This window comes from Lentzea pudingi (genome assembly GCF_014646255.1).
GTDB classification, from domain to species: domain Bacteria; phylum Actinomycetota; class Actinomycetes; order Mycobacteriales; family Pseudonocardiaceae; genus Lentzea; species Lentzea pudingi.
Genome location: NZ_BMNC01000001.1, coordinates 112,434 through 138,701, shown reverse-complemented (window position 1 = coordinate 138,701; position 26,268 = coordinate 112,434). Strand labels below are relative to the sequence as shown.

Below are 26,268 nucleotides of genomic sequence, written 5' to 3'. Positions count from 1 at the left end.
CCACTCGGAGTGGTGTCTTATAACATCCGCACGAGGCGTCCCAGCACGCTCGAAAGGGTGATCCTACTGGGCCAAACGAGTGTCCTATTCCATACCGTATCGAATAGAACGTGGTCACCCACCTGCCGATACAACGACGGTTGCGTAGTGCATCAGTTGCACTCTCCGTAGCATCTTCAGGCGTAAACCACCCACCCGAATGTCGCCTTTTTGGCCCCTTCACAGCCCTCAACAGCGCGAACTAACGTCCATTCCGGCTTATCGGATTGGTCCATTAGCGCATTGAGATGGGTGGGTGCAGGTTGTGACTGCGACGGATTCTGACCTCAATGAGGGCCGTCAGCAGCTGAGTTTGGGCACGGCCGCCGCGCGTAATCTGGCCACGACCACCAAGTCCGTCCCGCAGATGCAGGGAATCACTTCCCGCTGGCTGCTCAAGGTGCTGCCCTGGGTGCAGGCCGCTGGTGGTGCGTACCGCGTCAACCGCCGTCTCACCTACACGCTGGGCGATGGCCGTGTGTCGTTCACGAACATCGGCGCGGAGATCCGCGTGGTGCCGCAGGAGCTCACCGAGCTGGCGCTGCTGAAGGGCTTCGACGACGAGGAGGTCCTCGCCGCGCTCGCCGGCCGCTTCCGGCAGCGGGAGTTCGGCATCGGCGACGTCATCGTCGAGAAGGGCCGGCCGCAGGACACCGTCGTGCTGATCGCGCACGGCAAGGTCGACAAGATCGGCACCGGTGAGTACGGCGGCGACACCGTGCTCGGCAACCTCGCGGACGGCCAGTACTTCGGCGAGTCCGTGCTGGCGGGGCCGCAGGGCGAGTGGGAGTACACGGCCAAGGCCGTCACCCCGGTCACCGTGCTCACCCTGTCGTGGACCGACTTCCAGGCGCTCAACGGGGAAGCGGGCGGCCTGCGCGCACACATCCAGCAGACGTTCAACAGCCGCAACAAGCCGCAGGACGAGCACGGCGAGGCCGAGATCGACCTGGCGTCCGGCCACGACGGCGAGCCCGTGTTGCCCGGCACGTTCGTCGACTACGAGCAGTCCCCGCGCGAGTACGAGCTGAGCGTCGCCCAGACCGTGCTGCAGGTCCACAGCCGGGTCGCGGACCTCTACAACCACCCGATGGACCAGGTCGAGCAGCAGTTGCGGCTCACGATCGAGGCCCTGCGCGAACGCCAGGAGCACGAGATCGTCAACAACAGGTCGTTCGGCCTGCTGCACAACGCGGACCTCAAGCAGCGCATCCACACCCGGTCCGGCCCGCCCACCCCGGACGACTTCGACGAGCTGCTGTCGATCGTGTGGAAGGACCCCGGGTACTTCCTCGCGCACCCGCGCACGATCGCCGCGTTCGGCCGTGAGCTCAACAAGCGCGGCCTCTACCCGCAGCACATCGACTTCAACGGCCAGCAGGTACCGGCCTGGCGCGGCATCCCCGTGCTGCCGTGCAACAAGATCCCGGTCTCCGACACCCGCACGTCGTCGGTGATGCTGATCCGCACCGGCGAGCAGAACCAGGGCGTCATCGGCCTGCACCAGACCGGCATCCCGGACGAGTACCAGCCGGGCCTGTCGGTGCGGTTCATGGGCATCAACGACCAGGCGATCATCAACTACCTGGTCAGCGCCTACTACTCGGCCGCCATCATGGTGCCGGACGCGATCGGTGTGCTGGAGCACGTCGAGCTCGGCCGCGAGGGATAGGTCTTGGCCTCCTTCACCATGCCGGAGTTCTACGTGCCGCACCCGGCGCGGATGAACCCGCACCTCGAACGCGCCCGCGCCCACTCGACGCAGTGGGCGCGGGACATGGGGATGCTCGACACCGGGGTGTGGACCGACGAGATCCTCGCGGGTGACGACTACGGGCACATGTGCGCGTGGACCCACCCGGACGCGCCCGCGGAGATCCTCGACCTCATCACGGACTGGTACGTCTGGGTGTTCTACTTCGACGACGAGTTCTTCGCGGAGTTCAAGCAGAGCAAGGACGTGTCGGGTGCGAAGGCGTATCTCGACCGGCTGCCGGCGTTCATGCCCCTCAACGGCACGGACCCGTGGCCGGAACCCGTCAACCCGACCGAGCGCGGCCTCGTCGACCTGTGGCAGCGGACCATCCCGCTGATGTCGCAGGACTGGCGGCGCCGGTTCACCACGAGCACCCACAACCTGCTGCTCGAGTGCATGTGGGAGATCAAGAACATCGAGAGCGGCACGGTCGCCAACCCGATCGAGTACATCGAGATGCGCCGCAAGGTGGGCGGCGCACCGTGGTCGGCGAACCTGGTGGAGGTCTCCGAGGCAGCCGAGGTGCCCGCGTCCGTCGCGGGCACCCGCCCGCTGCGGGTGCTGTCCGACACGTTCTCCGACGCGATCCACCTGCGCAACGACATCTTCTCGTACGAACGGGAAGTGTTGCGGGAGGGCGAGAACTCCAACGGCGTGCTCGTGTTCGAGAAGTTCTTCGGCCACGACACGCAGACCGCCGTCGAGGCCGTGAACACGCTGCTGACCTCGCGGCTGCACCAGTTCGAGAACACGGTCTTCACCGAACTGCCCCAGCTGTTCGCCGAGAAAGCGCTGGGCCCGGAGGAACAGGCGCGCGTGCTCAAGTACGTGAAGGGCCTGCAGGACTGGCAGTCCGGTGGCCACGAGTGGCACCTGCACGCCGGCCGCTACACGAAGGTCGAGGGCGGCGGAGCCGGGAACTCGGCGTTCTTCCGCACGATCCTGCGCGGGCCGACCGGCCTGGGCACGTCCGCGGCGTGGCTGGGGGTGCCCCGTGGTTGAGGTCCCCTCGTTCGACATGCCGTTCGCGGCAAGGCTCTCACCGCACGTCGACCGCGTCCGCCAGCACACCAGGACGTGGGTGCGGGACATGGGCATGCTCGGCGGCGTGCCGTGGACCGAGGCGTTCTACGACGCGGCGGACTACGGCAGCTTCGGCCCGCTGACCCATCCGACCTCCGGGCTGGAGGTCCTGAAGCACATCAACGACTGGCACACGTGGGGCTTCTACGTCGCCGACGCGTTCCGGCCCTTCGTGCGGTCGCGCGACGTCGCGGGCGGCAAGGCGTTCGTCGCCGGGTTGAAGGTGGTGCTGAGCGGCTCCGCCGCCACGAACCCGGCGGAGAAGGGCCTGGCCGACCTGGTCTCGCGGTCCACTTTGGACGCCGAGGACTCGGAGCACCTCACCGAGTTCTTCGACGCGTTGCTGTGGGAGCTGCACAACACGGCCCAGAACCGCGTGCCCGACCCGATCGACCTCGTGGAGATGCGGCGCCGGTCGATCGCCACCGAGCTGTCGGCGAAGCTCGCGCGCAAGTCCGTTGGCGCGGAGCTGCCCGAGGAGTTGTTGCGCAACAGCACGATGCGGGCGCTGGTGGACTCGTTCGGCGACGTTCCCGCGTTGCGGCAGGAAATCGTCGGCTTCGACCACACCTACGCCACCGGCGGCAGCACGACCAGCGCGGTTCTCGCCGTGCGGCAGTTCTTCGGCTGCGAGACGCAGCAGGCCGTGTCGGTGGTCGCCGACCTGATCGCGGCCCGGCTGCGGCAGATCGGCTCGATCCTCGGTGAGCTGCCGTCGATCGCCGACGAGTACGGCCTCGACGCGGAGGCCAAGGCCGGCTTGCACCGGTACGTCGAAGCCCTGAAGTCGTGGCTCGCGGGCGAACTGCTCTGGACGCGGAGATCCGCGAGATTCAGCTACTCCCCGGTCCCCACCCGGAAACCGTTCCACCGCCCCACCGGACTGGGCACCGCCGCGGCGGTTCTCGTCCGCTAGTTCCATCCCGCTGAAACAGATTGGCAGGACTTGCAGTGACTGTTACCGATCCGGGTCTTGGGGTCGAGGACAAGCAGCTGAGCCTTTCCAGGGCGGCCGCCCGCAACCTCGCCACGACCACCAAGTCCGCACCGCAGATGCAGGGCATCTCGCCGCGGTGGCTGCTGCGCATGCTGCCCTGGGTCGAGGCGAAGGGTGGTGCGTACCGCGTCAACCGGCGGCTCACGTTCGCGATCGGGGACGGCCGGGTGACCTTCACCGCCGTGGGGTCCGAGGTGCGGATCGTGCCGCAGGAGCTCGCGGAGTTCAGGCTGCTGCGCGGGTTCGAGGACGAGGCGGTGATGACCGCCGTCGCGAACCGCTTCGAGCAGCGCGAGTACCAGCCGGGCGAGGTGATCGCGCAGCGCGGCGCGCCCGTCGACGAGATCGTCGTGATCGCGCACGGCAAGGTCACGAAGACCGGTCGCGGCGAGTACGGCGACGACGTGGCGCTGGGCACGATCGCGGACGGCGAGTACATCGGTGACGAGCCGGTGCTGTCCGGTGCCGGCAAGGACTGGAGCTTCACCGCGCGGGCGTTGACGCCGACGACGGCCGTGGTGCTGTCGCGGGCCGCCTTCGCGCAGCTCAACGGGCAGATCGAGCCGTTGCGCGAGCACATCGCGCAGCAGCTCGCGCACCCGACGAACGCGTCGAACAAGCACGGCGAGGCCGAGATCGACATCTCGTCGGGCCACGACGGCGAGCCGATCCTGCCCAGCACGTTCGTCGACTACGAGCTGCGGCCCCGTGAGTACGAGCTCTCGGTGGCGCAGACGATCGTGCGCGTCCACACGCGGGTGGCCGACCTCTACAGCCAGCCGATGGACCAGGTCGAGCACCAGTTGCGGCTCACGATCGAGGCCCTGCGCGAGCGGCAGGAGCACGAGCTGATCAACAACAAGGAGTTCGGCCTGCTCGCCAACGCCGACCTCAAGCAGCGCGTCAGCACCGGTTCCGGCCCGGTGACGCCGGACGACATGGACGAGCTGATCTCGCGGCGCCGCAACACCAGGCTGATCCTCGCCCACCCCAAGGCGATCGCCGCGTTCGGCCGGCAGCTCAACAACCGCGGCCTGTACGTGCCGACCGTCGAGGTCGAGGGCAAGTCGCTGCAGTCGTGGCGCGGCATCCCGATCGCGCCGTGCGACAAGATCCCGGTCAACAAGAACGGCACCACGTCGATCATCGCCATGCGGCTCGGCGAGGAGAAGCAGGGTGTCGTCGGCCTGCGCCAGACCGGCATCCCCGACGAGTACGAGCCCGGCCTGAACGTGCGGTTCATGGGCATCGACGAGCACGCGATGCTCAAGTACCTGGTGTCGACGTACTACTCGGCCGCCGTGCTGGTGCCGGACGCGCTGGGCGTGCTGGAGAACGTGGAGATCGGTCTCTAGCCATGACAGCCGAGACTTTTGGCGAGATGACCGAGACGCTCGCCGCCGGGAGACCGTCCGGCGAGGTGCTCGCGTGGAGCCGGGGCCTCGTGCTCCCGGCTCTGCGCAAGGCCGTCGACCAGTTGCCGCCGTCGATGCGCACGATCGCGGAGTACCACCACGGGTGGCGCGACGAGCACGGCAACCCGGTGCTGGAGAACGGCGGCAAGGCGATCCGTCCCGCGCTGGTGCTGCTGGCGGCCGAGGCCGTCGGCGGCACCGCCTCCGCCGCTGTGCCGGCGGCGGTCGCGGTGGAGCTGATCCACAACTTCTCGTTGCTGCACGACGACGTGATGGACCGCGACACGACCCGGCGCCACCGGGCCACGGCGTGGACCGTCTTCGGGGTCAACGCGGCGATCCTGGCCGGTGACGCGCTGCAGGCGCTGGCCGTGGACGTCCTCGCGGGATCAGGCCACCCGCGGGCGCTGGAGGCGATCAGGACCCTGGGTGACGCCACCGTGGCGTTGCTCGACGGGCAGGCGTACGACCTGGACTTCGAGACGCGCTCCGACGTTGAGGTGGCCGAGGTGGAGCGGATGGCGCGCGGCAAGACGGGCGCGCTCCTGGGCGCCTCGACGGCGCTGGGCGCGCTGTACGGCGGCGGGTCCGACCGGCAGGTCGAGGCGATGCGCGGGTTCGGCGCGGAGCTGGGCCTGGCGTTCCAGCACGTGGACGACCTGCTCGGCATCTGGGGCGACCCGGCGGTGACGGGCAAGGTCGCGCAGACGGACCTGGTGAGCCGCAAGAAGTCCCTGCCGGTCGTGCGTGCCCTGACCGCGGGCCTCCCGGCCTCCGCGGAGCTGGCGTCGTTGTACTTCGGCGAGCAGGAGATGAACGCGGAAACGCTTGCGCGGGCGGCACACCTGGTCGATCTGGCCGGTGGTCGCGCGTGGAGCCAGACGCAGGCCGACGAGCTGCACACGCAGGCGCTGGTCCATCTCGGCGAGGCCTCCCCGACCGCACGTGCGGCGGTGGAACTCGGCACGCTCGCCCAGCTCGTCACCCACCGAGACCACTGAGTCTGGAAGGCAGCAGATGACGGAACATCCGCCGCGTTCGGTGCTGCTCGCCTCACCCCGGTCGTTCTGCGCCGGGGTGGAGCGCGCCATCGAGATCGTGGAACGACTGCTCGACCAACGCGGCGGCCCCGTCTACGTGCGCAAGCAGATCGTGCACAACGTCCACGTCGTGCGCTCGCTGGAGGCTCGTGGCGCCGTGTTCGTGGAAGAGCTGTCGGAGGTGCCTTTCGGTGCCACGGCGGTCTTCTCCGCGCACGGCGTCTCCCCCGCCGTCCGCGCCGAGGCCCGATTGAGGGACCTGGACGTGCTCGACGCCACCTGTCCCCTGGTGACGAAGGTGCACGCCGAGGCTCGGAGGTTCGCCGAACGCGGCGACACCATCGTGATGATCGGGCACGCCGGGCACGAGGAGGTCGAGGGCACGCTGGGCGAGGCCCCCGACCAGATGGTGCTCGTGGAGACCGTGGAGGACGTCCTCGCGCTGGAGATCACCGGCCCGGTGTCGTACCTGACGCAGACGACGCTGGCCGTGGACGAGACGGCCGAGGTGATCGAGGCGCTGGAACGGAAGTTCCCGCACGTGCGCGGGCCGGGTTCGGACGACATCTGTTACGCCACCACGAACCGGCAGATCGCCATCCGCGAGGTCGCCGAACGGTCGGACCTCGTGCTGGTGGTGGGCTCGAAGAACTCCTCCAACTCGGTGCGGATGGTCGAGCTCGCGGCCCGTGGCGGCACACCGGCCTACCTGATCGACGACGCCTCGGAGATCGACCCGGAGTGGCTTTCCGGTGTGTCGTCCGTCGGGCTGTCGGCGGGTGCATCCGCGCCTCCCGAACTGGTGGACGAGGTCGTGGCGGCCTTGGAGGCGTTGGGTTCCGTGTCGGTGTCCACGCACACGACCGCGACGGAGACGATCGCCTTCACGCTGCCGTTGGCGGTGCGCCGTGCTGGCTGACATCACCTCGCCCGCGGACGTGCGGGCGCTCTCTTCCTCCGAGTTGTGCGCGCTGGCCGCGGAGATCCGGTCGTTCCTGATCTCCAAGGTGCACCGGACCGGCGGCCACCTCGGGCCGAACCTGGGCGCCGTCGAGCTGACGATCGGCGTGCACCGGGTCTTCAACTCCCCCACGGACGTGGTGCTGTTCGACACCGGGCACCAGTCGTACGTGCACAAGATGCTGACCGGGCGCTGCTCGGACTTCGACTCGTTGCGGCAGGCCGGTGGCATGTCGGGCTACCCGTCCGCGGCCGAGTCCGCGCACGACGTCGTCGAGAACTCGCACGCGTCCACCGCACTGTCCTATGCGGACGGTCTGGCCAAGGCGTTCGAGCTGGGCGCGGCCGACCGCCGGGTCGTCGCCATCGTCGGTGACGGCGCGCTGACCGGTGGGATGTGCTGGGAGGCGCTGAACAACATCGGCGGCTCCTCGCGGCCGGTCGTGGTGCTGCTCAACGACAACGGCCGCTCGTACGACCCGACGGCGGGCGGCTTCGCGGCGTCGTTGCTGAACGGCTCGGCTCGCGGGCTGTTCGAGGCGCTGGGTCTCGCGTACATCGGCGAGGTCGACGGGCACGACGTGCACGCCGTCGAGAACGCCCTGTGGGAAGCGAAGTCGCTGGGTCGTCCGGTCGTCGTGCACTGCAAGACCGTGAAGGGCAAGGGGTACGAGGCCGCGGAGACCGACGAGGCGGACCGCATGCACGCGGTCGGCGCGTCCGGTGCCGCCGGTGGCCGGACCTGGACCGACGCGTTCTCGGACGAGATCGTGGCCATCGGCGCCGAACGGCCGGACGTCGTGTGCCTGACCGCCGCGATGCTCGAACCCGTGGGGCTGCGGCCCTTCGCCGAGCGCTTCCCGACGCGCGTGTTCGACGTCGGCATCGCCGAGCAGCACGCCGTGACGTCCGCCGCCGGCATGGCGATGGGCGGCCTGCACCCGGTCGTCGCCGTCTACGCGACGTTCCTGTCCCGGGCCTTCGACCAGTTGCTGATGGACGTGGCCCTACACCGGCTGCCGGTGACGTTCGTGCTGGACCGGGCGGGCGTGACGGGCCCGGACGGCGCCTCGCACCACGGCATGTGGGACGCCTCGGTGCTGCCGGTGGTGCCGGGTCTGCGCCTTGCCGCACCACGCGATCCGAGTTCGCTCGCCACCCTGCTGCGCGAGGCGGTCGAGGTCTCGGACGGTCCCACCGTCGTGCGCTACCCGAAGGCCGCCCTCGGCCCGGACGTGCCCGCGATGCGCCACGTGAGCCACTTCGACGTGCTGCGGGAGGTGCCGGACGCCGAGGTGCTCCTGATCTCCGTGGGCCCGCTCGCCGGCCCCTGTCTGGCCGCGGCGGAGGAACTGGCCTCGCACGACATCCGCGTCGACGTCGTGGACCCGCGCTGGATCGCGCCCCTGGACCCGCACCTGGTCAAGTACAGCGGCAAGTACCGCCTGGTCCTGGCCGTGGAGGACACCACGTCCACCGGAGCCCTGGGCGCACGCCTCGGCCAAGCCCTCACCGGTACCCCGGCCTGCGTGGCGACCTTCGCCCTGCCGCCACGCTTCCTGCCGCACGACTCCCGCGCCCGCATCCTGCGCGCCCACGGCCTGGACGCCGCGGGCATCACGACGAGCGTGCTGAAGCGCCTCGGCGTGAAGTGACGTACCACCCGATCGCGAACGACAACGCGATCGCGCCCGCCCCGACCAGCGGCGCCTTCACCTCGGCGGGAAGGTCCAGCGGCCGCAGCCCGGTGGCGAGGGCGAGCAGGATCGGCCCCTGCACGACGAACGCGACGTAGGCGGACCGCGCCAGCCCCTCGGCGAAGGGCCCCTGGCGCGCCAACCGCCGCTGCGCCAGCCCGATGAGCCACACACTCCCCGCCACCACCAGGACTCCTTCGACGAGCGCAAGGGTGGCGGCCTGCCACCTCCAGCCCCCGAGGAACGGCTCCGCACTCCCGGCCAGGTCCAGCACACCCATGAGCGCCGCCGCGACCGGGAGGACCGCGATCGTCCCGACGACCACGGTGCGCGTCATGCGGTAGATCTCGTCCGGCACCCGCTCCGCGAGCTTGCGCCCGCCGATCGCCCCGAGCAGCAACATCCCGAGGCACTGCGGCCACCACCACAGGTGCAGATCCCCGACCTGCCCACTACGGGCCGGGAACACCAGCCGCGTCAGGAAAGTGGTCCCCGCCACGACCATCGTCATCCCCACGACGGTCCGCGGCGTGATGACGCGCTCCTTGACCGGCGGCGCCAGCGCGACCCCGATGCTGAAGATCAGCAACACACCCACGAACCACAGCGACCCGCTGTCCAGCAACGGATCCCGGTGCGTGAACGCGTGCCACCACGAGACCTCGCGCCCGGCCCCGCTGTAGGCCAGCCAAACGAACGTAGGCCACACGACGAGCGCACTGACCACCCACGGCACGCCAAGCCTGAAAAGCCGCTCGGTGATGAACCGCCGCCGCCCTTTGCGCTCGATGGAGCCGGGCGTGAAGATGCCGGCCATGAAGTAGAAGGTGCCCATGAAGAACAGGCCGGACGGCCCGACCAACGCCGCCAGCACCGTCTCGACGCCGGGGTGGAACGTGACCTCGTTGACCTCGTCGTAGGGCCAGCCACCGATCGCGGCGTAGCCCAGCAGCGCGTGGCCGCCGATGACCCACGCCACCAGGATCACCTTCAGGTTGTCCACAGCGGACAATCTCACGCCGTCCATGGTCCGCTTCCGGGGGCGATGACGCCAGGGCCAAGAGGGGCGGACGGCGCCGAGGGCGATGACACCACGGGCCATGAAGGGCGGACGGCGCCGGAGGCGATGACGCCAGCGGCCAAGAAGAGCGAACGGCGCCGGAGGCGACGACACCAGCGGCCAAGAAGAGCGGACGGCGCCGAGGGCGATGACGCCAGGGGCTAGGAAGGGCAGACGGTGCCGGACCGGCGGTTCTGGCAGACGGCGTCGCGGCGGCGGCCTCCAGAGGGCTCATGTCCGCGGCCCTCAAGATCCGCGCCCCGCTGATGCCCCTGCTTGCAAACTCCCACAACCGTTCCGGCCGACTTCGTCAGCGCCCCACACGCAGCGCGCCCCAATACGCAGCGCCCCAGCCCAAGCGCCCCAGCCCAAGCGCCAGCGCCCCAGGCCCAGCGCCCCAGCCCCAGCGCCAGCCCATCGCCCCACCCCTAGCGCGCCGACTACGGCCGGTCGCCCGTGTACACACCCATCGTCCGGAACCGCAGCCCCGGCTCCTTGTACTCCTCCATCGCGTGCGCGACCCACCCCACGATCCGCGCGATCGAGAAGATCGCCTCGCCGGCGGTCGGCGGCATCGAGAACATCAGCCCGAACTGCGCCAGCGCCAGGTCCATGTTCGGGAACGTCTTCGGCTGGGTCGCGATCACCTTGTCCGCCACCAGGTCGCCGTGCGCGCGCAGCAGGGCCAGGAAGTGGTCGGCGCGCGGGTCGCGGGCACGGTAGACGCGGTGGCCGAAGCCCGGGATCGGCTGGCCCGCCCGCAGGTGTTCGGCGACGGCGCCCATCGGGTCGGTGGCGGCCTGGGCGAGGAAGCGGTGCGCGATGGTCGCGGCGGCGCCGTGGCGCTGGCCCTCCATCGCGCCCAGGCCCGCGGACACGACGGCGTACGGGTGGGCGTGGGCCGAGGCGGCGACCCTGGCGGCCATGGTCGAGATGGCCAGGTCGTGGTCCGCCAGCAGGATCAGGGCGGCGTTGAGCAGGTCCGGCTGCGGGGGGTCCGGCGAGAGGCGGGCCCACAGGCGGTCGGCGATGTCGGTGCCCGCGGGCCTGCCCAGCAGCGGCAGGGACTCCACGATGTCGGCGATGATCGCCTTGGCGGTGGTGATGGACCGGTCGAGGTCGAAGCGCAGCGGGTCGCCGGCGCTCGCGAGGGCCACGGCCACGCGGACCCGGTCGGTCAGGGTGGCGCTCTCCGGGAGGGCCATCCAGATCTCCTGGCCCTCCGGGAACTGCATGCCCTCCGAGTCGATGCCGGTCCACAGCCAGTGCGCGACGTCCTCGAAGCGCTTGGTGCTCGAGAGCCCGGGGACGGAACGGCCCCGGTAGTGGAGGTGGTCGTTCTCCAGCAGGGAGATGCGGGTGCGGATGCGATCCGTCACAGCGGCCACTGCTCCGCGCGCACCAGTGCGTTGCGCCAGGGCTTCGACCTCGGCGACGCCGAACATGCTCAGGCGGTTCACCTTGGTGCTGGTCAGGAGACCGCGGCTGACGTACGAGTACACCGTCGCCGGTTTCACGCCGAGGCGTCGGGCAGCTTGATTCGTCGTCAACATTGATTCCATCAACGTTGACTGTACAAGACATGTTGACGGACTCTTCCATCCATGTTGATTGATGCACCCAAAGGGCTTAAAGACGTCGTCGTCACCACGACCCTGATCGGGGACGTGAACGGTGCTGCGGGCTACTACCACTACCGCGAGCACGACGCGATCGAACTGGCCACGACGCGGTCGTTCGAGGACGTGTGGTTCCTCTTCGTGGAGGGCAGGCTGCCGAACCCGGACGAGGCCGCGCGCTTCGCGGAGGAGACCGCGGCGCTGCGAGCGCTGCCGCCGACCATCAGCGAGGTGCTGCCCGCTATCGCGCGGTCGGGGTGCACGGCGCTGGCGGGGCTGCGGACCGCGCTCTCGATGCTGCCGTCGCGACCGATGTGGGACGCGCCGATGAGCACGCGGAAGGCGGACGCGCTCAAGGTCAGCGCGATGACGCCGACGATCCTCGCCGCACTGCACCGGCTCAAGCTCGGACTTGATCCCGTCAACCCCAGGGTTGATTTGTCAACGTCGGCGAACTGGTTGTACATGTTGACTGGACTGGAGCCGTCGACATGGACGAGTCGTGCGGTCGAGCAGTACCTGATCGCCACGATCGACCACGGCTTCAACGCGTCGACGTTCACCGCACGCGTCGTCGCGTCGTCAGGTGCGGACGTCGTGTCCGCGGCGACGGCGGCGATCGGGACGTTCTCCGGGCCGCTGCACGGTGGCGCGCCGGACCGCGCGCTGGAGGCGCTCGACCTCATCGGGACGCCCGACAACATCGACGCCTGGGTGCGCGAGCGCATCGAGCAGGGCGACCGGATCATGGGTTTCGGGCACGCCGTCTACAAGACGGAGGACCCGCGGGCACGCCTGCTCAAGGGCATCGCCCTGGAGCAGCCGACCCGCCTCACGGAGTTCGCGGTCACCGTCGAGCGCAGGGTCACGGAGCTGCTGGCCGAGCTCAAGCCCGGCCGGCAGCTGTACGCGAACGTGGAGTTCTACGCCGGCGTGGTGATGGAACAGTGCGGCATCCCGCGCGAGATGTTCACGCCGACGTTCGCGTGCAGCCGGGTGGTCGGATGGTGCGCCAACGCGCTCGAACAGTCCGAGGACACGAAGATCATCCGACCGGTCGCCCGCTACACGGGACCGGCACCCGTCATCAGGTGAGGTACCGCAGGTCGTCGCGCACTCGGATGCGGTCACGGTCGTTGACGTCGGATGAGCCCGCCAGACCAGCGGTGCGGTCACGGTGCCGGTCGAGCCAGACGGAGAGGGCGGCCACTGCGAGGACGATCGCTGCAAGAGTCATGTCAGTAAGTTTGCGCTCGGCAATATCCCGCCAACAGTGGCAGATCTGACGCTGCGCGCTAAAATCCTGCCATGCTTCGATCGGTGGCTGTTCCGCTCATCGACGGCGTCGCGCCGTTCGAGTTCGGCCTGCTCTGCGAGGTGTTCGGCGTCGACCGGACCGAGGAGGGCGTGCCGCTGGTCGACTTCCGGGTGTGCGGGGAGAGTCCCAACCAGCCGGTGCCGACGAGCATCCGCGGCGTGAGCATCACGCCGGAGCACGGGTTCGACGCGCTGCAGAGCGTCGACCTGGTCGCCCTGCCCGCCGCGAGCGTCCGCGACGAGTACCCGGAGAAGCTGGTGAAGGCGCTGCGCGAGACCGGCGCGACGCTGCTCAGCGTGTGCAGCGGGGCGTTCATCCTCGGCGCGGCCGGTCTGCTCGACGACCGGCGCTGCACGACGCACTGGCGCGAGGCGCGCGCGTTCCAGGAGCGCTTCCCGAAGGCACAGCTCGACGCCGACGTGCTGTTCGTGGACGACGGGGACATCATCACCAGCGCCGGCACGGCGGCGGGCATCGACGCGTGCCTGCACCTCGTGCGGCGAGAGCTCGGCACCAAGATCGCCAACACGATCGCGCGCCGGATGGTCGTGGCCCCCCAGCGCGACGGCGGCCAGCGGCAGTTCGTGGAGCTCCCGATCCCCGAGTGCAGCTCGGACAGCCTGGAACCGGTGCTGGAGCGGGTGCTCGACACGATCGCGGACAACCACACCGTGGCGACGATGGCGAAGCTCGCCGTCATGTCCGAGCGGACTTTCGCGCGCAGGTTCGCCGCGGAGACCGGCACCACCCCGAACAAGTGGCTGTCACTCCAACGGGTGCTTCACGCGCGCAGGCTGCTCGAGGAGACCGACCTGGACGTCGACGCGGTCGCGACCAGGTCAGGCTTCGGGACAGCCGCTCTCCTCCGGCACCACTTCCATCGGGTCGTCGGCATCGCACCGAGCGACTACCGCCGCACATTCTCCTGTCGTTAGGCGCTCGAAGACCTTCTCGGAGATCTCCCGCAGCGCCACGACCTCGGCGTCGGTGAGCAGATCGAACACCAACGCGCGCACCGTCTCGGCGTGCGCCGGCGCGGCCGCCTCGATCGCCGACCGGCCCTGGTCGGTCAGCACGACGAACGACCCGCGCCCGTCACTGCGGCAGTTCTCCCTCCGCACCAGGCCACGCTTCTCCATCCGTGCGACGTGATGTGAGATGCGGCTCTTCTCCCAGTGCAACGACCGTGCAAGCTCCAACACGCGCACGCGCTCATCACGCGTGTCGGTGAGCTGCACCAGCACGGCGAAGTCAGCCATCGAGATGTCCGAGTCGACCGACATTTGCCTGCTCAGATGCGCATTGAGCTCCCCCTGCATGCGGACGTAGGCACGCCACGCCCGCTGCTGCTCAGGTTCCAACCATCGTGTCACCGGTTCAGCATACGGGAATAGTTGACACATCATCCACGTTCCGGCAGGGTGAGTGAGACTTCAACCAAATCGAGCAACCGAAGGACTTGACACCATGACCACCGCCACCAACCTCTCCGAACTGACCGGCGACTACGTCATCGACGGCTCGCACTCCCGCATCGGCTTCGTCGCTCGCCACGCCATGGTCACCAAGGTTCGTGGTGCGTTCAACGAGTTCGACGGCAAGATCTCCATCGACGGTGACAAGCCGGAGAACACCACCGCCTCGGTGAGCCTCAAGGTCGCGAGCATCGACACCCGCAACGCGCAGCGCGACGGGCACCTCGCCACCAACGACTTCCTCGACGCCGAGAACCACCCGGAGATCACGTTCGTCTCGACCTCCGCGAAGCAGGTCGACGAGGACAACTTCGAGATCTCGGGTGACCTCACCATCAAGGGCGTCACCAAGAACATCACCATCGCGTTCGCCTTCGAGGGCGTGGCCGTCGACCCGTACGGCCAGACCCGCGTCGGCTTCGAGGGCTCGCACACGATCAACCGCAAGGACTACGGCGTGACCTGGAACGCCCCGCTCGAGACCGGCGGCGTCCTGGTCGGCGAGAAGATCGTGCTCGAGTTCGAGATCTCCGCGGTCAAGCAGGCCTGACGACGGCCACGGGGCGTGGAGGACCAGGGCCCGCGAGGTAGATCCGAGCGGCATCCCGGCGAACCCGCCACGCCCCTGCGACCCGGCCACGAGCGGTCCGGCCCGTCGCCCCGGTTCGAGCAGCAACGGGATCGGCCGCTCCCCCGCCACCTGTTCCACCGCGAATGTCCGGGTGCTCCCGAAGCCACCCGGACATTCGCGTGTCCAGCGACTGCTCGTGCGCCATCGCCGCCACGAGTGGCACCCCGGACGCCGCCGCCTCCTCGGGCCCGAACGTCGCAGTGAGCCGCATGCCGATGGCCCCCTCACGCCACGGTCCTTGAGCTACCGTGACCCCCATGGCGACGCGTGTTTTCCTCGTCGACGACCACGAGATCGTCCGGCGCGGCGTAGCGGACCTGCTCGGCGAGGAGTCCGATCTCGAGGTGGTCGGTGACGCCGCCTCGGTGGCGGAGGCATTGACCAAGGTGCCGGGCTCCCGGGCCGACGTGGCCGTGCTCGACATCAGGCTCCCCGACGGCAACGGCATCGAACTGTGCCGCGAGCTGCGCAGCCGCATCCCGGGCCTGCAGTGCCTGATGCTGACGAGCTTCGCGGACGACGAGGCCCTGTTCGACGCGATCATGGCCGGTGCCTCCGGCTTCGTGCTGAAGCAGATCCTCGGCGCGGACCTGGTCAACGCCGTCCGCACCGTCGCGGCAGGACAGTCCCTCCTGGACGCCCGCACGACTTCGGCGCTGCTCAACAGGATCCGCCGCGAACGCGAGGAGGGCGACCCGCTGCGCATGCTGAGCGAGCAGGAGCGCACCGTCCTCGACCTGATCGGCGAGGGCCTCACCAACCGCCAGATCGCCGAGCGCATGTTCCTCGCCGAGAAGACCGTGAAGAACTACGTCTCGCACCTGCTCGCGAAGCTCGGCATGCAACGCCGCACGCAGGCCGCCGTGTTCGCCTCGCAGTTCCGCAAGGATGGCGACAAGCCCACGCACTAGTGCGTTCGAGTGAACCGCATCGCGCCGGTTCACGCTGGGCCGCTCCCAGTCCCCCTCATCTTCATGGACCCCACGACGATGGCGTTGATAGGCGGGCTGAGCACACAGGTGCTGGCCGTGGTCGCCCTGGCCCTGCGGCTCTCACACCAGACGAGACGAACGCGCCGCCGGCAGGAGATCCGGGTGCGCATCACGCGGGACGGCGATGTCTGACGACAGGCCGGCACGGACCAGCCCGGCCCGTGTCACGTCCACCGACACCGAGTTCGCCGACTTCTACCGCGCCCAGTTCAAGCCGCTCACCGCGTTCGTGCTGATGCACGGCGCGACACTGGCCGAGGCGGCCGACATCGTGCAGGACGCGATGATCGAGGCCTATCGCTCGTGGGACCACATCGACCACCCCAGGGCCTGGGCCTATCGCGTGACGTCGAGGTCCTTCGGCCGCCGGAGGTTCGCAGAGGACCTGGTGGCCGACCCACCCGAACCCGCGCCGCCGTTGTGCGGCACCGACATCGAGAACTGGGAGCAGCAGCACGACATCCTCGTCGTGCTGGCCGAGTTGCCCTTGCGGCAACGGCAGGTCATGGCGTGGACGCTGTCCGGGTTCCAGCCGGCGGAGATCGCCGGGGAACTGGGCATCGCTGCGGAAGCCGTGCGCTCCAGCCTGCTGAAAGCCCGCCGGGCACTGAGTGAGCGAGGTGCGCGATGAGTCTCGACCGGCAGCTGGGTGCGCTGCTCTCCGCTCTCGACGGCGTGCTCGACCTGGACCGCGGGCTCGCGGACGCGACGCTGTCCCGTGCCCACGCGGATCTGGTCACCCACATCGGCGACTCGATGGATCTCGACACAGGACTTGCACGGGTGGTTCCGCTCCCCGACCCGGCCGGCGGACTTGCCGCCCTCGCCGACGAACTCGCGAGGTCGTCACCGGCGGAGCGCCTCGCCGCCCGTGTCCGGCTATCGGTGCGACGGCTCATCGAGGCGCGAACGCTCGCCGTCCACCTGCCGCGCGTCCGCTCTCTCGCCGACTGGCTCGGGAAGCCTGACGCCCTGGCTCACGCCGACGTGTGTGCCGCCGCTCTTCTGGAGGTGCAAGGCCTCCTCGGCGAACTCGACAACGGCGGCAGCGGGACCGCAGCCATCCGCTCCATCGCGCGACACCTCTCACACTCGCTCACGCAGAGGTCCGAACACTCCGCTCGGAATGCGGAAAGTTATGCCCGCAGCCTCGCTGCCTTGTGCCGCTCGAAACTTTCATTCATGCTCTCGCAGTTCGAGCCGAACACCTCCTGGCGCCTCGTGGACAACGCCCTGGCGGCCGAGATGGCCGACTCGATCAATCGCATCCTGTCCGCCCTGACCAGCATGGTCGGTGCCGATCTCACCGCTGCCGACCTCACCGGCATCCCGCTCGACGGCGTGCGCTGGTCACCAGCCACCCGGTGGCCGCACGACTGGAAGGACTGGGTGCGCGACAGCTCGGTGCAGGTCTCCCCCGAGGTCTTCGAGATCCGCGCCGGCAGCACCGGCACCCGTGTGTCTACGTGAGCCGAACCCGCCACACCAGGCACGCCCCGCCACCCTCGACAGTCCGCACCTCCAGCGACCCACCGAACTGGGAGGCCCGGTGGGCGAGGTTGCGCAGGCCGCTGCGCGCGGCGTCGGCCGGGATGCCGGTCCCGTTGTCCTGCACGGTGATCACCACGTCCTCGCCGGCGTCGATCAGCACCGTCAGCTCGGTGGCGGAGGCGTGCCGCACGCAGTTCGTGACGGCCTCGCGCACCACGGCCTCGACGTGTTCGGCGAGTTCGGGCGGGACCGAGTTGTCCACGGTGCCGGACATGCGGATGGACGGTTTGAGGTGCGTGGACTCGGTGAGGCCCGCGACGAGGTCCAGCAACCGGCGGCGCAGCGAGGTGTTGTCGGTCGAGTGCAGGTCGAAGATGGACGTGCGGATCTCGCGGACCGTCTCGTCGAGTTGTTCGACGGCGGTCCGCAGGCGGGCGGCCACCTCGGGTTCGGTGATGCGGCGCAGGGTGGCCTGCAGCGTGAGGCCCGTGACGAACAGGCGCTGGATGACGTGGTCGTGCAGGTCGCGGGCGATGCGGTCGCGGTCCTCCAGGACGTCGAGCAGGCGCTGGGAGCGTTGCTGTTCGGCGAACTCCAGTGCCACGGCGGCCTGGTCGGCGAACGAGGCGAGCATCGGGACCTGGTCCGGCAGGAAGCGGGTTCCGCCGCCCCGGCGCAGGACGACCAGCGCGCCCGTCACGCCCATCTCCGAGCGCAGCGGGACGGCCAGGGCGGGCCCGAAGGCCGAGCCCAGGTCGTTCACCAGCAACGGGACGCCGGAGCGGATCACCTCGTCGACGGCGTAGTCGGAGGCGTCGAAGTCGTCGATCCTCGCGCCCGCGCCGGCGGCGACGGAGAGCGGTGTGTGCCGGCCGTCGCCCAGGACGACGAGGGCGGCGTCGGCGCCGGCCAGTTCCACGGTGCGCTGGGTGATGAGGCGCAGGGCGTACTCGCCGGACGCGCCGCCGAGCAGCTCGGAGTTGACCTCGCCGATCGCCTCGAGCCACTTCTCGCGCATGCGGGAGCGTTCGAACAGGCGGGCGTTCTCGATCGCGATGCCCGCGGCGGCGGCCAGGGCCTGCAGGACGGCCTCGTCGTCGGCGGTGAACTCGGCCGCGTCGATCTTCTCGGTCATGTAGAGGTTGCCGAACACCTCGTCGCGCACGCGGACGGGCACGCCCAGGAAGCTGTGCATCGGCGGGTGGTTGGGTGGGAAGCCGACCGACATCTCGTGCTGGGCGAGGTCGCGCAGGCGCAGCGGTGTCGGGTCCTTGATGAGCAGGCCGAGCAGGCCCTTGCCCTCGGGCAGGTGGCCCATCGACGCGCGCGTCACCTCGTCCACGCCGACGTGCAGGAACTCCGAGAGGTCGTCACGGGTGCCGAGCACGCCCAGCGCGCCGTAACGGGCGCCGACCAGGTCCACGGCCGCCTGGACGATGCGCAGCAGTGTCGGCTCGAGTTCCAGACCGGACGCGACGGCGAGCACGGCGCCGAGGAGTTCCTGCATGTGGTCGCGGGTGGTCACGATCTCGTCCATGCGGTCTCGGACCTCGTCGAGCAGCTCGTCGAGGTCGCGGCGACCAGGCACGTCAGGCACGCCGCCTAGATTCGCACACTTTTCGGCCCCGCACGGCCCTGGCAAGAGGGGACCTTCGACCGTGGCTGACCCCGGCGGCCGGCCGGACAGTGGTGACCATGACCATCGCCGTACCCGACTCCCTCGGCCTCGCGGGTGAGGACGTGCGCGGTGTCCTCGCCCTCGCGATGGCGTCGGTCTCCGGCGTGCGCTTCGAGGTGCGTCCCGAGCAGATCGAGCTGCACACCGCCTCCCCGCACAGCCGCGAGACACGGCTCGCCTGCGGGGTCGCGCTGCTCAACATCCGGCTGGCGCTGCAGGGCCACGGCATCCGTCCACTCGTGACGCTGCTGCCCGGCCCGAGCGCGCACGACGCGGCCGCCGCCATCAGGCTCGGCGGCTACCAGGAGCCGGGCCCGGACGTGCTGGCGTTGCTGCACGCCCTGCGCACGAACCGTCGCACGTGGACGACGTCCTCCGAACCGGCCTCGTGGCGCGGCCTGTTGTCGCGGGCGGCCGAGGTGGAACGGGCGTGGCTGCACGTCCGCAACGGCGCCGAGCTCGTGCTGTGCACGTTCAACCAGGGCGCGGCGGCGGAGATCCGTGCGGGACAGGCGATGCAGCGCGTCGTGCTGACCGCCGGGACCGTGGGGACCACCGTCTTGCCCGCGCCGCACCCGGTGAGCCTGTCCGCGTTGCGCGCGGACCTGCGCCCGTGCCTCGGCAACACCCTGGTGCCGCAGGTGGTCCTGCGGCTGGGCGAGGGGTGAGTCCGGGGTGGACGGGCACTAGCGGGCCATCACCGCCTTCCACAGCAACCGGGCCAGCTCCGGGTGGCAGATGTCGTTGTGAGCGCCCGCGATCCCGTCGATGCGGCGGATCACCGACGTGCAGTCGACGTTGTGCACCTGCCCGCGCGAGAGTTCACCGGGAGCGCTGATCCGGTGGCCGTGCGCGTAGGTGCCCTGCACGCCGTGCGAGCCGAGGCCGCCGTACTTCGGGTACTCGTCCAGGTCGACCTGCCGGCCCGACCGCGCGGCCAGCGGGTAGAACCTGCCGATGGCGTAGTCGTTCGACGACGTGGTCACGATGATCGGGCCGGGCACCCTGCCGAGCACACCGCGGAAGTGGCCGGAGCCGGGTTCGCCGGGGAGCCGTTCCGCGAACGACCACAGCGACATCGCGCCCTGCACCAGGGTCAGCGTCGCGGCGGGCACCACGTTCGCCATCGCCGTGGCGGTGATGCAGCCGAAGCTGTGGCCCATCAGGTGGATGCGCGCTCCAGGAGCGGCCTGCGCCACCTCACGGGCGATGCGCGCCGCCCCGCTCTCGCCGAAGACCTTGGCGCGCCGCTTCATCTTCCAGAACGTCAGGATCCGCAACGGCGACAGGATCCCGCCCAGCGCCGGGTCCTCCAGGCACGCCCGGTAGAGCTGCTCGGCGTCGAACGCCATCCCGTCCTCGCCCGGCAGGTCGGGAACCGAGGCTTCCAGGTAATCGTAGGCCTGCTTGACCGTCGGCGACATGCGGCACGGGTGTTGCCGCGCCGCCTGGACGATCGTGCGCACGGCGGCCGTGCGTCCGGCGCCCCCGCCGAGGCGGTTCGCCTGCGCCCTGATGAACTCGTCCGACCGCACGTCCTCGTCGCCCCACGCCTTCGACGGCCAGTGCAGGCCGACGAGCAGGGACTTGAAACCGCCCGGAAGCCGGTGTGCCGCTTCACGTTCGGCCCGGCAGCCGGCCATCGTCGCGACCCACCGCCCGTACTGCTCGCGGGCGGCCGGCACGTCGCCGTTCCACCCGTGGATGAAGAAGAAGACGTCGGTGACGCCTTGCCGGGCGTCGTACAGCACGTCCGCGCTGTCGCGCCCCCGCTCGTTGCCCGTCTCGTCGAAGCAGACGAGGTGATAGCTGATGTCGTGCCCTGGCACGGATTCTCTGGACATCGTGGATCACCACCACACACAAAAAAGCGCCCAACTGTTATCCATTCAATCGGAACCGAGGCGCCTCATGTTTACCCCCACTGATCAGGAAAACCCGTTCGGACCAGGGGATTCACCCCGATTGCGCCGGTAGCGGCGGGCAGCGCGGACCCGGTTGCCGCACGAGGGCGAGCACCATTCCCGGCGCGGGTGGTCCTTCACGAAGTACAGCACGCAACCCGGCGCATAACAGGCGCGCAACAGAACCCTGTCCTCACCGGTGAACAACTCCACGGCCTCGGCGGCGATCGAGGCGCGTTCTCGATCAGCCAGTGATCCATCACTCTCGTTGTGCCGCACCAGTTCGCCGTCCTGAACGGTCAGCTGCGGCCAACGCCGCGCACTGCGGGCCGCACGGTTGACCTCGGCCACGGCCCGGTCCAGGTCGCGATCCTGCGCGACCGCACGCGTGTCCTCCGTCAGCACGCCGGCGAGGTCCCGCAACGCCTGCCGCAGCGCGCGGAACGCGGTCAGGTCGGCCTGGTCCGCCGGAACGCCCAGGAAGTCGCGAAGCCCACCGACAGTCGTCAGGTCGTCGTGCACCTGCGACCGATTGGCCCAGACGGTGTTCATCAGCAGGACCGGGCGGGGTTCGTCGGGCGTCAGCACGTCTAACGGTAACACGGGCTTGCATCCGTTAGGACAACGTTCTAACGTTTGCAGCGTCGAGCAACCGTTGGAAGGACCGTCGTGACACTCGTGCCCCCGTTCACCGCCGAGACCGCACGCCTGAAGGTGCAGGCGGCCCAGGACGCCTGGAACACCCGGGACCCGATCCGCGTCGCCGGCGCGTACACGCCCGACTCGTTGTGGCGCAACAGGTCCGACTTCGTCCACGGCACCGAGGAGATCGTCGCGTTCCTGACGAGGAAGTGGGAGCGCGAGCACGAGTACGCGCTGCGCAAGTCGCTGTGGGCGTTCGGCGGCAACCGCATCGCCGTGCGCTTCCAGTACGAGTGGCACGACGACGAGGGCCAGTGGTGGCGCAGCTACGGCAACGAGAACTGGGAGTTCGCCGAGTCCGGCCTGATGTCGCGGCGCGAGGCGAGTATCAACGACGTGCAGATCACCGAGGCCGATCGCCGCGTCGACCCGAACTCCACCTACGAGATCCCGCAGGAGTGACCGTGCACGTCAAGGCGTTGTGGCGCTACCCGGTGAAGTCGCTGGGCGGCGAGGAGCTGGAGCAGGCCACGTTCACGGAGGACGGCGTCGAGGGCGACCGGCTGGTGCACGTGCAGGGGCCGCGTGGCGTGCTGACGGGCCGCACCCGCTACGGCCTGCTCACCATCCCCGCCTCCACCGGACCGGACGGACCGCTGGTGGACGGACACCCCTGGGACAGCTGGCAGGCGCACGAGAAGGTGCTCCCGTTCGGCGGCAGGCTCACCCGCTACACCGGTCCGGAGCGCTTCGACGTGCTCAACGTCCTGGTGGCCACGGACGGCCAGGTGCAGGCCGCGGGCGTCGACGTGCGGCGGCTGCGGCCCAACGTCCTGATCGGCGGCGTCGAGGCCGGCGAGGAGGACTCCTGGCCGGGGCACGCGCTGGTCGTCGGTGACGTCGTGATCGGGATGTACCAGAAGCGCGCCCGGTGCGTGGTGACGACGATCGACCCGGACACCGGCGCGCAGGACCTGGACGTGCACCGGCGGATCCGGCACGAGTTCGGTGGCGTGCTGTGCCTGGACAGCTGGGTGGTGCGGCCAGGCGTGGTGAACGTGGGAGACCCGGTGGAGCTGGTGCCGACCGACGAACTGCCCGCGCACGTCGGCGGGTGGATCGTCGGCCGGCCCTACGCGGTCTAGATGTTGCGGCGGTACTGCCCGCCCACCTCGAAGAACGCCTCGGTGATCTGGCCGAGCGTGCAGACGCGGGCCGCGTCCATCAGCACGGCGAACACGTTCTCGTTCGTCTGCGCCACCTCACGCAGCCGCGCGAGCGCCTTCTGGGCCTCGTCGCGGTGTGCGGCCTGGTAGGCGCGCGTGCGGTCGACCTGCGACTCCTTCTCCTCCTCGGTGGCGCGGGCGAGCTCGATCTTCACGACCTCGCGCGTGCCGTCCTCCGGCAGGAAGGTGTTGACGCCGATCAGCGGCAGCGAGCCGTCGTGCTTGCGCTGTTCGTAGAGCATCGACTCGTCCTGGATGCGGCCGCGCTGGTAGCCGGTCTCCATCGCGCCGAGCACGCCGCCGCGTTCGGAGATGCGGTCGAACTCCATCAGCACGGCCTCCTCGACGAGGTCGGTCAGCTCGTCGATCACGAATGAGCCCTGCAGCGGGTTCTCGTTCGCGGAGAGACCCCACTCCTTGTTGATGATCATCTGGATGGCCATCGCGCGGCGGACGGACGACTCCGTGGGAGTGGTGATCGCCTCGTCGTAAGCGTTGGTGTGCAAGGAGTTGCAGTTGTCGTACAACGCGCAGAGGGCCTGCAGCGTCGTGCGGATGTCGTTGAAGTCCATCTCCTGCGCGTGCAGCGAACGACCTGAGGTCTGCACGTGGTACTTGAACTTCTGCGAACGCTCCGCGGCGCCGTAGCGGTCGCGCATGGCCACGGCCCAGATCCGGCGTGCCACGCGGCCGATGACGCTGTACTCGGCGTCCATGCCGTTGGAGAAGAAGAACGACAGGTTCGGCGCGAAGTCGTCGATGTTCATGCCGCGCGCGAGGTACGACTCGACGTAGGTGAAGCCGTTGGCGAGCGTGAAGGCGAGCTGGCTGATGGGGTTTGCCCCGGCCTCGGCGATGTGGTAGCCCGAGATCGACACCGAGTAGAAGTTCCGCACCTGCTGCTGGATGAACCACTCCTGGATGTCCGCCATCATGCGCAGCGAGAACTCCGTGGAGAAGATGCAGGTGTTCTGGCCCTGGTCCTCCTTGAGGATGTCGGCCTGAACGGTGCCGCGGACGTTGGCCAGCGCGAACGCCCTGATCTTCGCGTGCTCGTCCGCAGTGGGCTCCCGGCCCTCGTCGGCCGTGAACCTCGCGACCTGCTGGTCGATGACGGTGTTGAGGAAGTAGGCGAGGATCGTCGGCGCCGGGCCGTTGATCGTCATCGACACGGACGTCGTCGGCGCCACCAGGTCGAAGCCGTCGTACAGGGCCTTCATGTCGTCCAGGGACGCGATCGAGACGCCGGACGTGCCGATCTTGCCGTAGACGTCCGGCGGGGTGTCGGGGTCGCGGCCGTAGAGCGTCACCGAGTCGAACGCCGTCGACAGGCGCGTGGCCGGGTTGCCCTTCGACAGGTACTTGAACCGGCGGTTGGTGCGGAACGCGTCACCCTCGCCCGCGAACATGCGCGCCGGGTCCTCGCCCTCGCGCTTGAACGGGAAGACCCCTGCGGTGTAGGGGAAGAAGCCCGGCAGGTTCTCCTTGCGCAGGAACCGCAGCAGCGAGCCCTCGTCGTCGTAGCGCGGCAGGCTGACCCGGCGGACCTTGTTGCCGGACAACGTCTCCCGCGTCAGCGACGTGTGGATCTCCTTGTCCCGCACCTTGAACACGAGCTCGTCGCCGGAGTACTGCTCGACGGTCGCCGGCCACGTTTGCAGCAGAGCGGTCGTCTCCCGGTCGAGCTTGCGCTCGGCGTCGGAGACCAGTTCGGTGATGTCCGTGACGCCCTTGCCCGCGGCTTCGAGGGCCTTCTGCGCGCCGGAGAGCTGCGTGTGCGTGCGGACGGCGGCGACCTGCTCGTCGGTCCTGCGGTGGTAGCCGCGCACGGTGTCCGAGATGTCGCTGAGGTAGCGGGCGCGGGCGGCGGGCACGACCGTGGACGCGGAGGTCGACGTCTTGCCGGTCACGGTGACCAGCGCGCCTTCTTCGACCGCGAGACCGTGGTCGACCAGGCCGTCGCGCAGGAACTGGTACAGCGCCGTCACGCCGTCGTCGTTGAACGTCGCGGCGGACGTGCCGTAGACCGGCATGTCCTCCCACTTCACGCCGAACGCCTCGCGGTTGCGCACCATCTGCCGTGCGACGTCACGGCGCGCGTCCTCGGCTCCACGGCGTTCGAACTTGTTGATCGCCACGGCGTCGGCGTAGTCGAGCATGTCGATCTTCTCGAGCTGTGACGCGGCACCGAACTCCGGCGTCATCACGTACAGCGAGAAGTCGACGAACGGCACGATGGCCGCGTCACCCTGACCGATACCGGGCGTCTCGACGATGACCAGGTCGGCACCGGACGCCTTGCACGCCACGATGGCCTGCTCCAGGCCGTCCGGGATCTCGCTGCCCGCACGGCGCGTGGCCAGCGAACGGAAGAACACGCGGTCGCCGTCGAGGCAGTTCATGCGGATGCGGTCGCCGAGGAGCGCGCCACCACCACGGCGGCGCGTCGGGTCGACGGCGAGCACGGCGATGCGCAGCTTGTCCTGCTGGTCGAGCCGGAACCGGCGCACCAGCTCGTCGGTGAGCGACGACTTGCCCGAGCCACCGGTGCCCGTGATGCCCAGCACGGGCACCTTGCGGGTGGTCTCCAGAGGCTCGGCGGTACCGGCCTCGATGTGCGTGATCGCGCGCGCCAGGGCCTCGTCGGCTCCCGTCAGCAGCGCGTCGTGGCTGAACGGCTCGGTGAGCGCGTGGTCGCACTCCTCGATCATCAGGTTGATCATGCGGGCGAGGCCGAGGGTCTGCCCGTCCTGCGGCGAGAAGATCCGCGCGACCCCGCGCGAGTGCAGCAGCTCGATCTCCTCGGGGACGATGACGCCGCCCCCGCCGCCGTAGACCCGGATGTGCCCGGCGCCGCGCTCGTTCAGCAGCTCGACCAGGTAGGAGAAGTACTCGACGTGCCCGCCCTGGTACGCGCTGATGGCGATGCCCTGGGCGTCCTCCTGGATCGCCGCGCCGACGACCTCCGCCACCGACCGGTTGTGGCCGAGGTGGATGACCTCCGCACCCTGCGACTGCAGGATCCTCCGCATGATGTTGATCGCCGCGTCGTGGCCGTCGAACAGGCTGGACGCGGTCACAAAGCGCACCGGGTTCGCCGGCTTGTGCAGAGTGGTCGCCATGAGAATAGTTTGACTTCCTACTATTGGACGTGCAACCGAGCGTGGTCCAGGTCTCTGTATCGAGCAGGAAGCGACATGATCCCGCCGCCTGCCACAGGTTCGCTCGCGGAGCACTTCGCGCCG

General features: G+C 69.4%; 25 protein-coding genes. 17 read left to right on the top strand and 8 right to left on the bottom strand.

Annotated features, from left to right (window positions below):
* Positions 1–304: 304 nt before the first annotated feature.
* The 7 genes from IEY88_RS00690 to IEY88_RS00660 are packed head-to-tail and all read left to right on the top strand — an operon-like array spanning position 305 to position 8,945.
* Complete coding sequence (locus IEY88_RS00690; protein ID WP_229692971.1) at positions 305–1,711, top strand: family 2B encapsulin nanocompartment shell protein; 1,407 nt, start codon at positions 305–307, stop codon at positions 1,709–1,711.
* A gap of 3 nt (positions 1,712–1,714) precedes the next feature.
* On the top strand, positions 1,715–2,797 hold the full coding sequence (locus IEY88_RS00685; protein WP_189152583.1) for a terpene synthase family protein: 1,083 nt from the start codon (positions 1,715–1,717) through the stop codon (positions 2,795–2,797).
* The gene (locus IEY88_RS00680; RefSeq protein WP_189152582.1) at positions 2,790–3,794 is read left to right on the top strand and encodes a terpene synthase family protein; all 1,005 of its coding nucleotides are present in this window, start codon (positions 2,790–2,792) and stop codon (positions 3,792–3,794) included. The genes IEY88_RS00685 and IEY88_RS00680 overlap by 8 nt, the downstream gene beginning before the upstream one ends.
* A gap of 35 nt (positions 3,795–3,829) precedes the next feature.
* Positions 3,830–5,230: a family 2B encapsulin nanocompartment shell protein gene (locus IEY88_RS00675; RefSeq protein ID WP_229692970.1), complete on the top strand. Its 1,401-nt coding sequence runs from the start codon at positions 3,830–3,832 to the stop codon at positions 5,228–5,230.
* A gap of 26 nt (positions 5,231–5,256) precedes the next feature.
* Positions 5,257–6,291: a family 2 encapsulin nanocompartment cargo protein polyprenyl transferase gene (locus IEY88_RS00670; RefSeq protein ID WP_189152581.1), complete on the top strand. Its 1,035-nt coding sequence runs from the start codon at positions 5,257–5,259 to the stop codon at positions 6,289–6,291.
* A gap of 16 nt (positions 6,292–6,307) precedes the next feature.
* Positions 6,308–7,249, top strand: coding sequence for a 4-hydroxy-3-methylbut-2-enyl diphosphate reductase (ispH, locus tag IEY88_RS00665; protein WP_189152580.1), 942 nt, complete (start codon positions 6,308–6,310; stop codon positions 7,247–7,249).
* Positions 7,239–8,945 carry a 1-deoxy-D-xylulose-5-phosphate synthase gene (locus tag IEY88_RS00660; RefSeq protein ID WP_189152579.1) on the top strand — a complete coding sequence of 569 codons (1,707 nt, stop codon included), beginning with the start codon at positions 7,239–7,241 and terminating at the stop codon, positions 8,943–8,945. The genes ispH and IEY88_RS00660 overlap by 11 nt, the downstream gene beginning before the upstream one ends.
* Here the strand turns inward: IEY88_RS00660 and IEY88_RS00655 are convergent.
* Together IEY88_RS00655 and IEY88_RS00650 are read right to left on the bottom strand one after the other, a co-directional pair.
* On the bottom strand, positions 8,908–10,005 hold the full coding sequence (locus tag IEY88_RS00655) for an acyltransferase family protein (RefSeq protein ID WP_189152578.1): 1,098 nt from the start codon (positions 10,003–10,005) through the stop codon (positions 8,908–8,910). The two genes, IEY88_RS00660 and IEY88_RS00655, sit on opposite strands and share 38 nt — an antisense overlap.
* Before the next feature lie 482 nt (positions 10,006–10,487).
* Positions 10,488–11,609, bottom strand: a complete 1,122-nt coding sequence (locus tag IEY88_RS00650) for a citrate synthase (RefSeq protein ID WP_189152577.1) — start codon at positions 11,607–11,609, stop codon at positions 10,488–10,490.
* A gap of 42 nt (positions 11,610–11,651) precedes the next feature.
* Between IEY88_RS00650 and IEY88_RS00645 the strand changes: the two genes are divergently transcribed.
* Positions 11,652–12,761 (top strand): citrate/2-methylcitrate synthase, encoded by a 1,110-nt coding sequence (locus IEY88_RS00645; protein WP_189152576.1) that lies wholly within the window; start codon positions 11,652–11,654, stop codon positions 12,759–12,761.
* Here IEY88_RS00645 and IEY88_RS00640 read toward each other — a convergent pair.
* Positions 12,754–12,903, bottom strand: a complete 150-nt coding sequence (locus tag IEY88_RS00640; protein ID WP_189152575.1) for a hypothetical protein — start codon at positions 12,901–12,903, stop codon at positions 12,754–12,756. The two genes, IEY88_RS00645 and IEY88_RS00640, sit on opposite strands and share 8 nt — an antisense overlap.
* A 71-nt stretch (positions 12,904–12,974) precedes the next feature.
* On the opposite strand from IEY88_RS00640, the gene IEY88_RS00635 reads away from it, so the two are divergent.
* Positions 12,975–13,919, top strand: a complete 945-nt coding sequence (locus IEY88_RS00635; RefSeq protein ID WP_189152574.1) for a GlxA family transcriptional regulator — start codon at positions 12,975–12,977, stop codon at positions 13,917–13,919.
* Here IEY88_RS00635 and IEY88_RS00630 read toward each other — a convergent pair.
* Positions 13,824–14,357 carry a MarR family winged helix-turn-helix transcriptional regulator gene (locus tag IEY88_RS00630; protein WP_189152573.1) on the bottom strand — a complete coding sequence of 178 codons (534 nt, stop codon included), beginning with the start codon at positions 14,355–14,357 and terminating at the stop codon, positions 13,824–13,826. The two genes, IEY88_RS00635 and IEY88_RS00630, sit on opposite strands and share 96 nt — an antisense overlap.
* 94 nt (positions 14,358–14,451) lie before the next feature.
* Between IEY88_RS00630 and IEY88_RS00625 the strand changes: the two genes are divergently transcribed.
* The 5 genes from IEY88_RS00625 (at position 14,452) to IEY88_RS00605 (ending at position 17,552) form a co-directional block, all read left to right on the top strand.
* The gene (locus tag IEY88_RS00625) at positions 14,452–15,009 is read left to right on the top strand and encodes a YceI family protein (protein WP_189152572.1); all 558 of its coding nucleotides are present in this window, start codon (positions 14,452–14,454) and stop codon (positions 15,007–15,009) included.
* 338 nt (positions 15,010–15,347) lie between these two features.
* Positions 15,348–16,001 (top strand): response regulator, encoded by a 654-nt coding sequence (locus tag IEY88_RS00620; RefSeq protein ID WP_189152571.1) that lies wholly within the window; start codon positions 15,348–15,350, stop codon positions 15,999–16,001.
* Positions 16,002–16,064: 63 nt separating this feature from the next.
* Positions 16,065–16,214, top strand: coding sequence for a hypothetical protein (locus tag IEY88_RS00615; protein ID WP_189152570.1), 150 nt, complete (start codon positions 16,065–16,067; stop codon positions 16,212–16,214).
* Entirely contained in the window at positions 16,207–16,713 is a 507-nt protein-coding gene (locus tag IEY88_RS00610) for an RNA polymerase sigma factor (protein ID WP_189152569.1), read from the top strand. The genes IEY88_RS00615 and IEY88_RS00610 overlap by 8 nt, the downstream gene beginning before the upstream one ends.
* A complete protein-coding gene (locus tag IEY88_RS00605; RefSeq protein WP_189152568.1) occupies positions 16,710–17,552 on the top strand; it encodes a hypothetical protein in 843 nt (280 codons plus the stop codon). Before IEY88_RS00610 ends, IEY88_RS00605 begins: the two co-directional genes overlap by 4 nt.
* On the opposite strand, the gene IEY88_RS00600 is transcribed toward IEY88_RS00605, so the two are convergent.
* Positions 17,545–19,110, bottom strand: coding sequence for a sensor histidine kinase (locus IEY88_RS00600; RefSeq protein WP_189153464.1), 1,566 nt, complete (start codon positions 19,108–19,110; stop codon positions 17,545–17,547). The two genes, IEY88_RS00605 and IEY88_RS00600, sit on opposite strands and share 8 nt — an antisense overlap.
* A 158-nt stretch (positions 19,111–19,268) precedes the next feature.
* On the opposite strand from IEY88_RS00600, the gene IEY88_RS00595 reads away from it, so the two are divergent.
* Positions 19,269–19,919 (top strand): hypothetical protein, encoded by a 651-nt coding sequence (locus IEY88_RS00595; protein WP_189152567.1) that lies wholly within the window; start codon positions 19,269–19,271, stop codon positions 19,917–19,919.
* Positions 19,920–19,937: 18 nt separating this feature from the next.
* Here the strand turns inward: IEY88_RS00595 and IEY88_RS00590 are convergent, their stop codons facing one another.
* Positions 19,938–21,095, bottom strand: coding sequence for a hypothetical protein (locus IEY88_RS00590; protein WP_189152566.1), 1,158 nt, complete (start codon positions 21,093–21,095; stop codon positions 19,938–19,940).
* Between the two features lie 84 nt (positions 21,096–21,179).
* The gene (locus tag IEY88_RS00585) at positions 21,180–21,758 is read right to left on the bottom strand and encodes a CGNR zinc finger domain-containing protein (RefSeq protein WP_189152565.1); all 579 of its coding nucleotides are present in this window, start codon (positions 21,756–21,758) and stop codon (positions 21,180–21,182) included.
* A 66-nt stretch (positions 21,759–21,824) separates the two neighbouring features.
* Here IEY88_RS00585 and IEY88_RS00580 point away from each other — a divergent pair, with 66 nt between their 5' ends.
* Together IEY88_RS00580 and IEY88_RS00575 are read left to right on the top strand one after the other, a co-directional pair.
* Positions 21,825–22,259: a nuclear transport factor 2 family protein gene (locus tag IEY88_RS00580; RefSeq protein WP_189152564.1), complete on the top strand. Its 435-nt coding sequence runs from the start codon at positions 21,825–21,827 to the stop codon at positions 22,257–22,259.
* Positions 22,256–22,942, top strand: coding sequence for an MOSC domain-containing protein (locus IEY88_RS00575; protein ID WP_229692969.1), 687 nt, complete (start codon positions 22,256–22,258; stop codon positions 22,940–22,942). Before IEY88_RS00580 ends, IEY88_RS00575 begins: the two co-directional genes overlap by 4 nt.
* On the opposite strand, the gene icmF is transcribed toward IEY88_RS00575, so the two are convergent.
* Positions 22,939–26,145 (bottom strand): fused isobutyryl-CoA mutase/GTPase IcmF, encoded by a 3,207-nt coding sequence (gene icmF, locus IEY88_RS00570; RefSeq protein ID WP_189152563.1) that lies wholly within the window; start codon positions 26,143–26,145, stop codon positions 22,939–22,941. The genes IEY88_RS00575 and icmF overlap by 4 nt on opposite strands.
* Positions 26,146–26,268 lie beyond the last annotated feature (123 nt).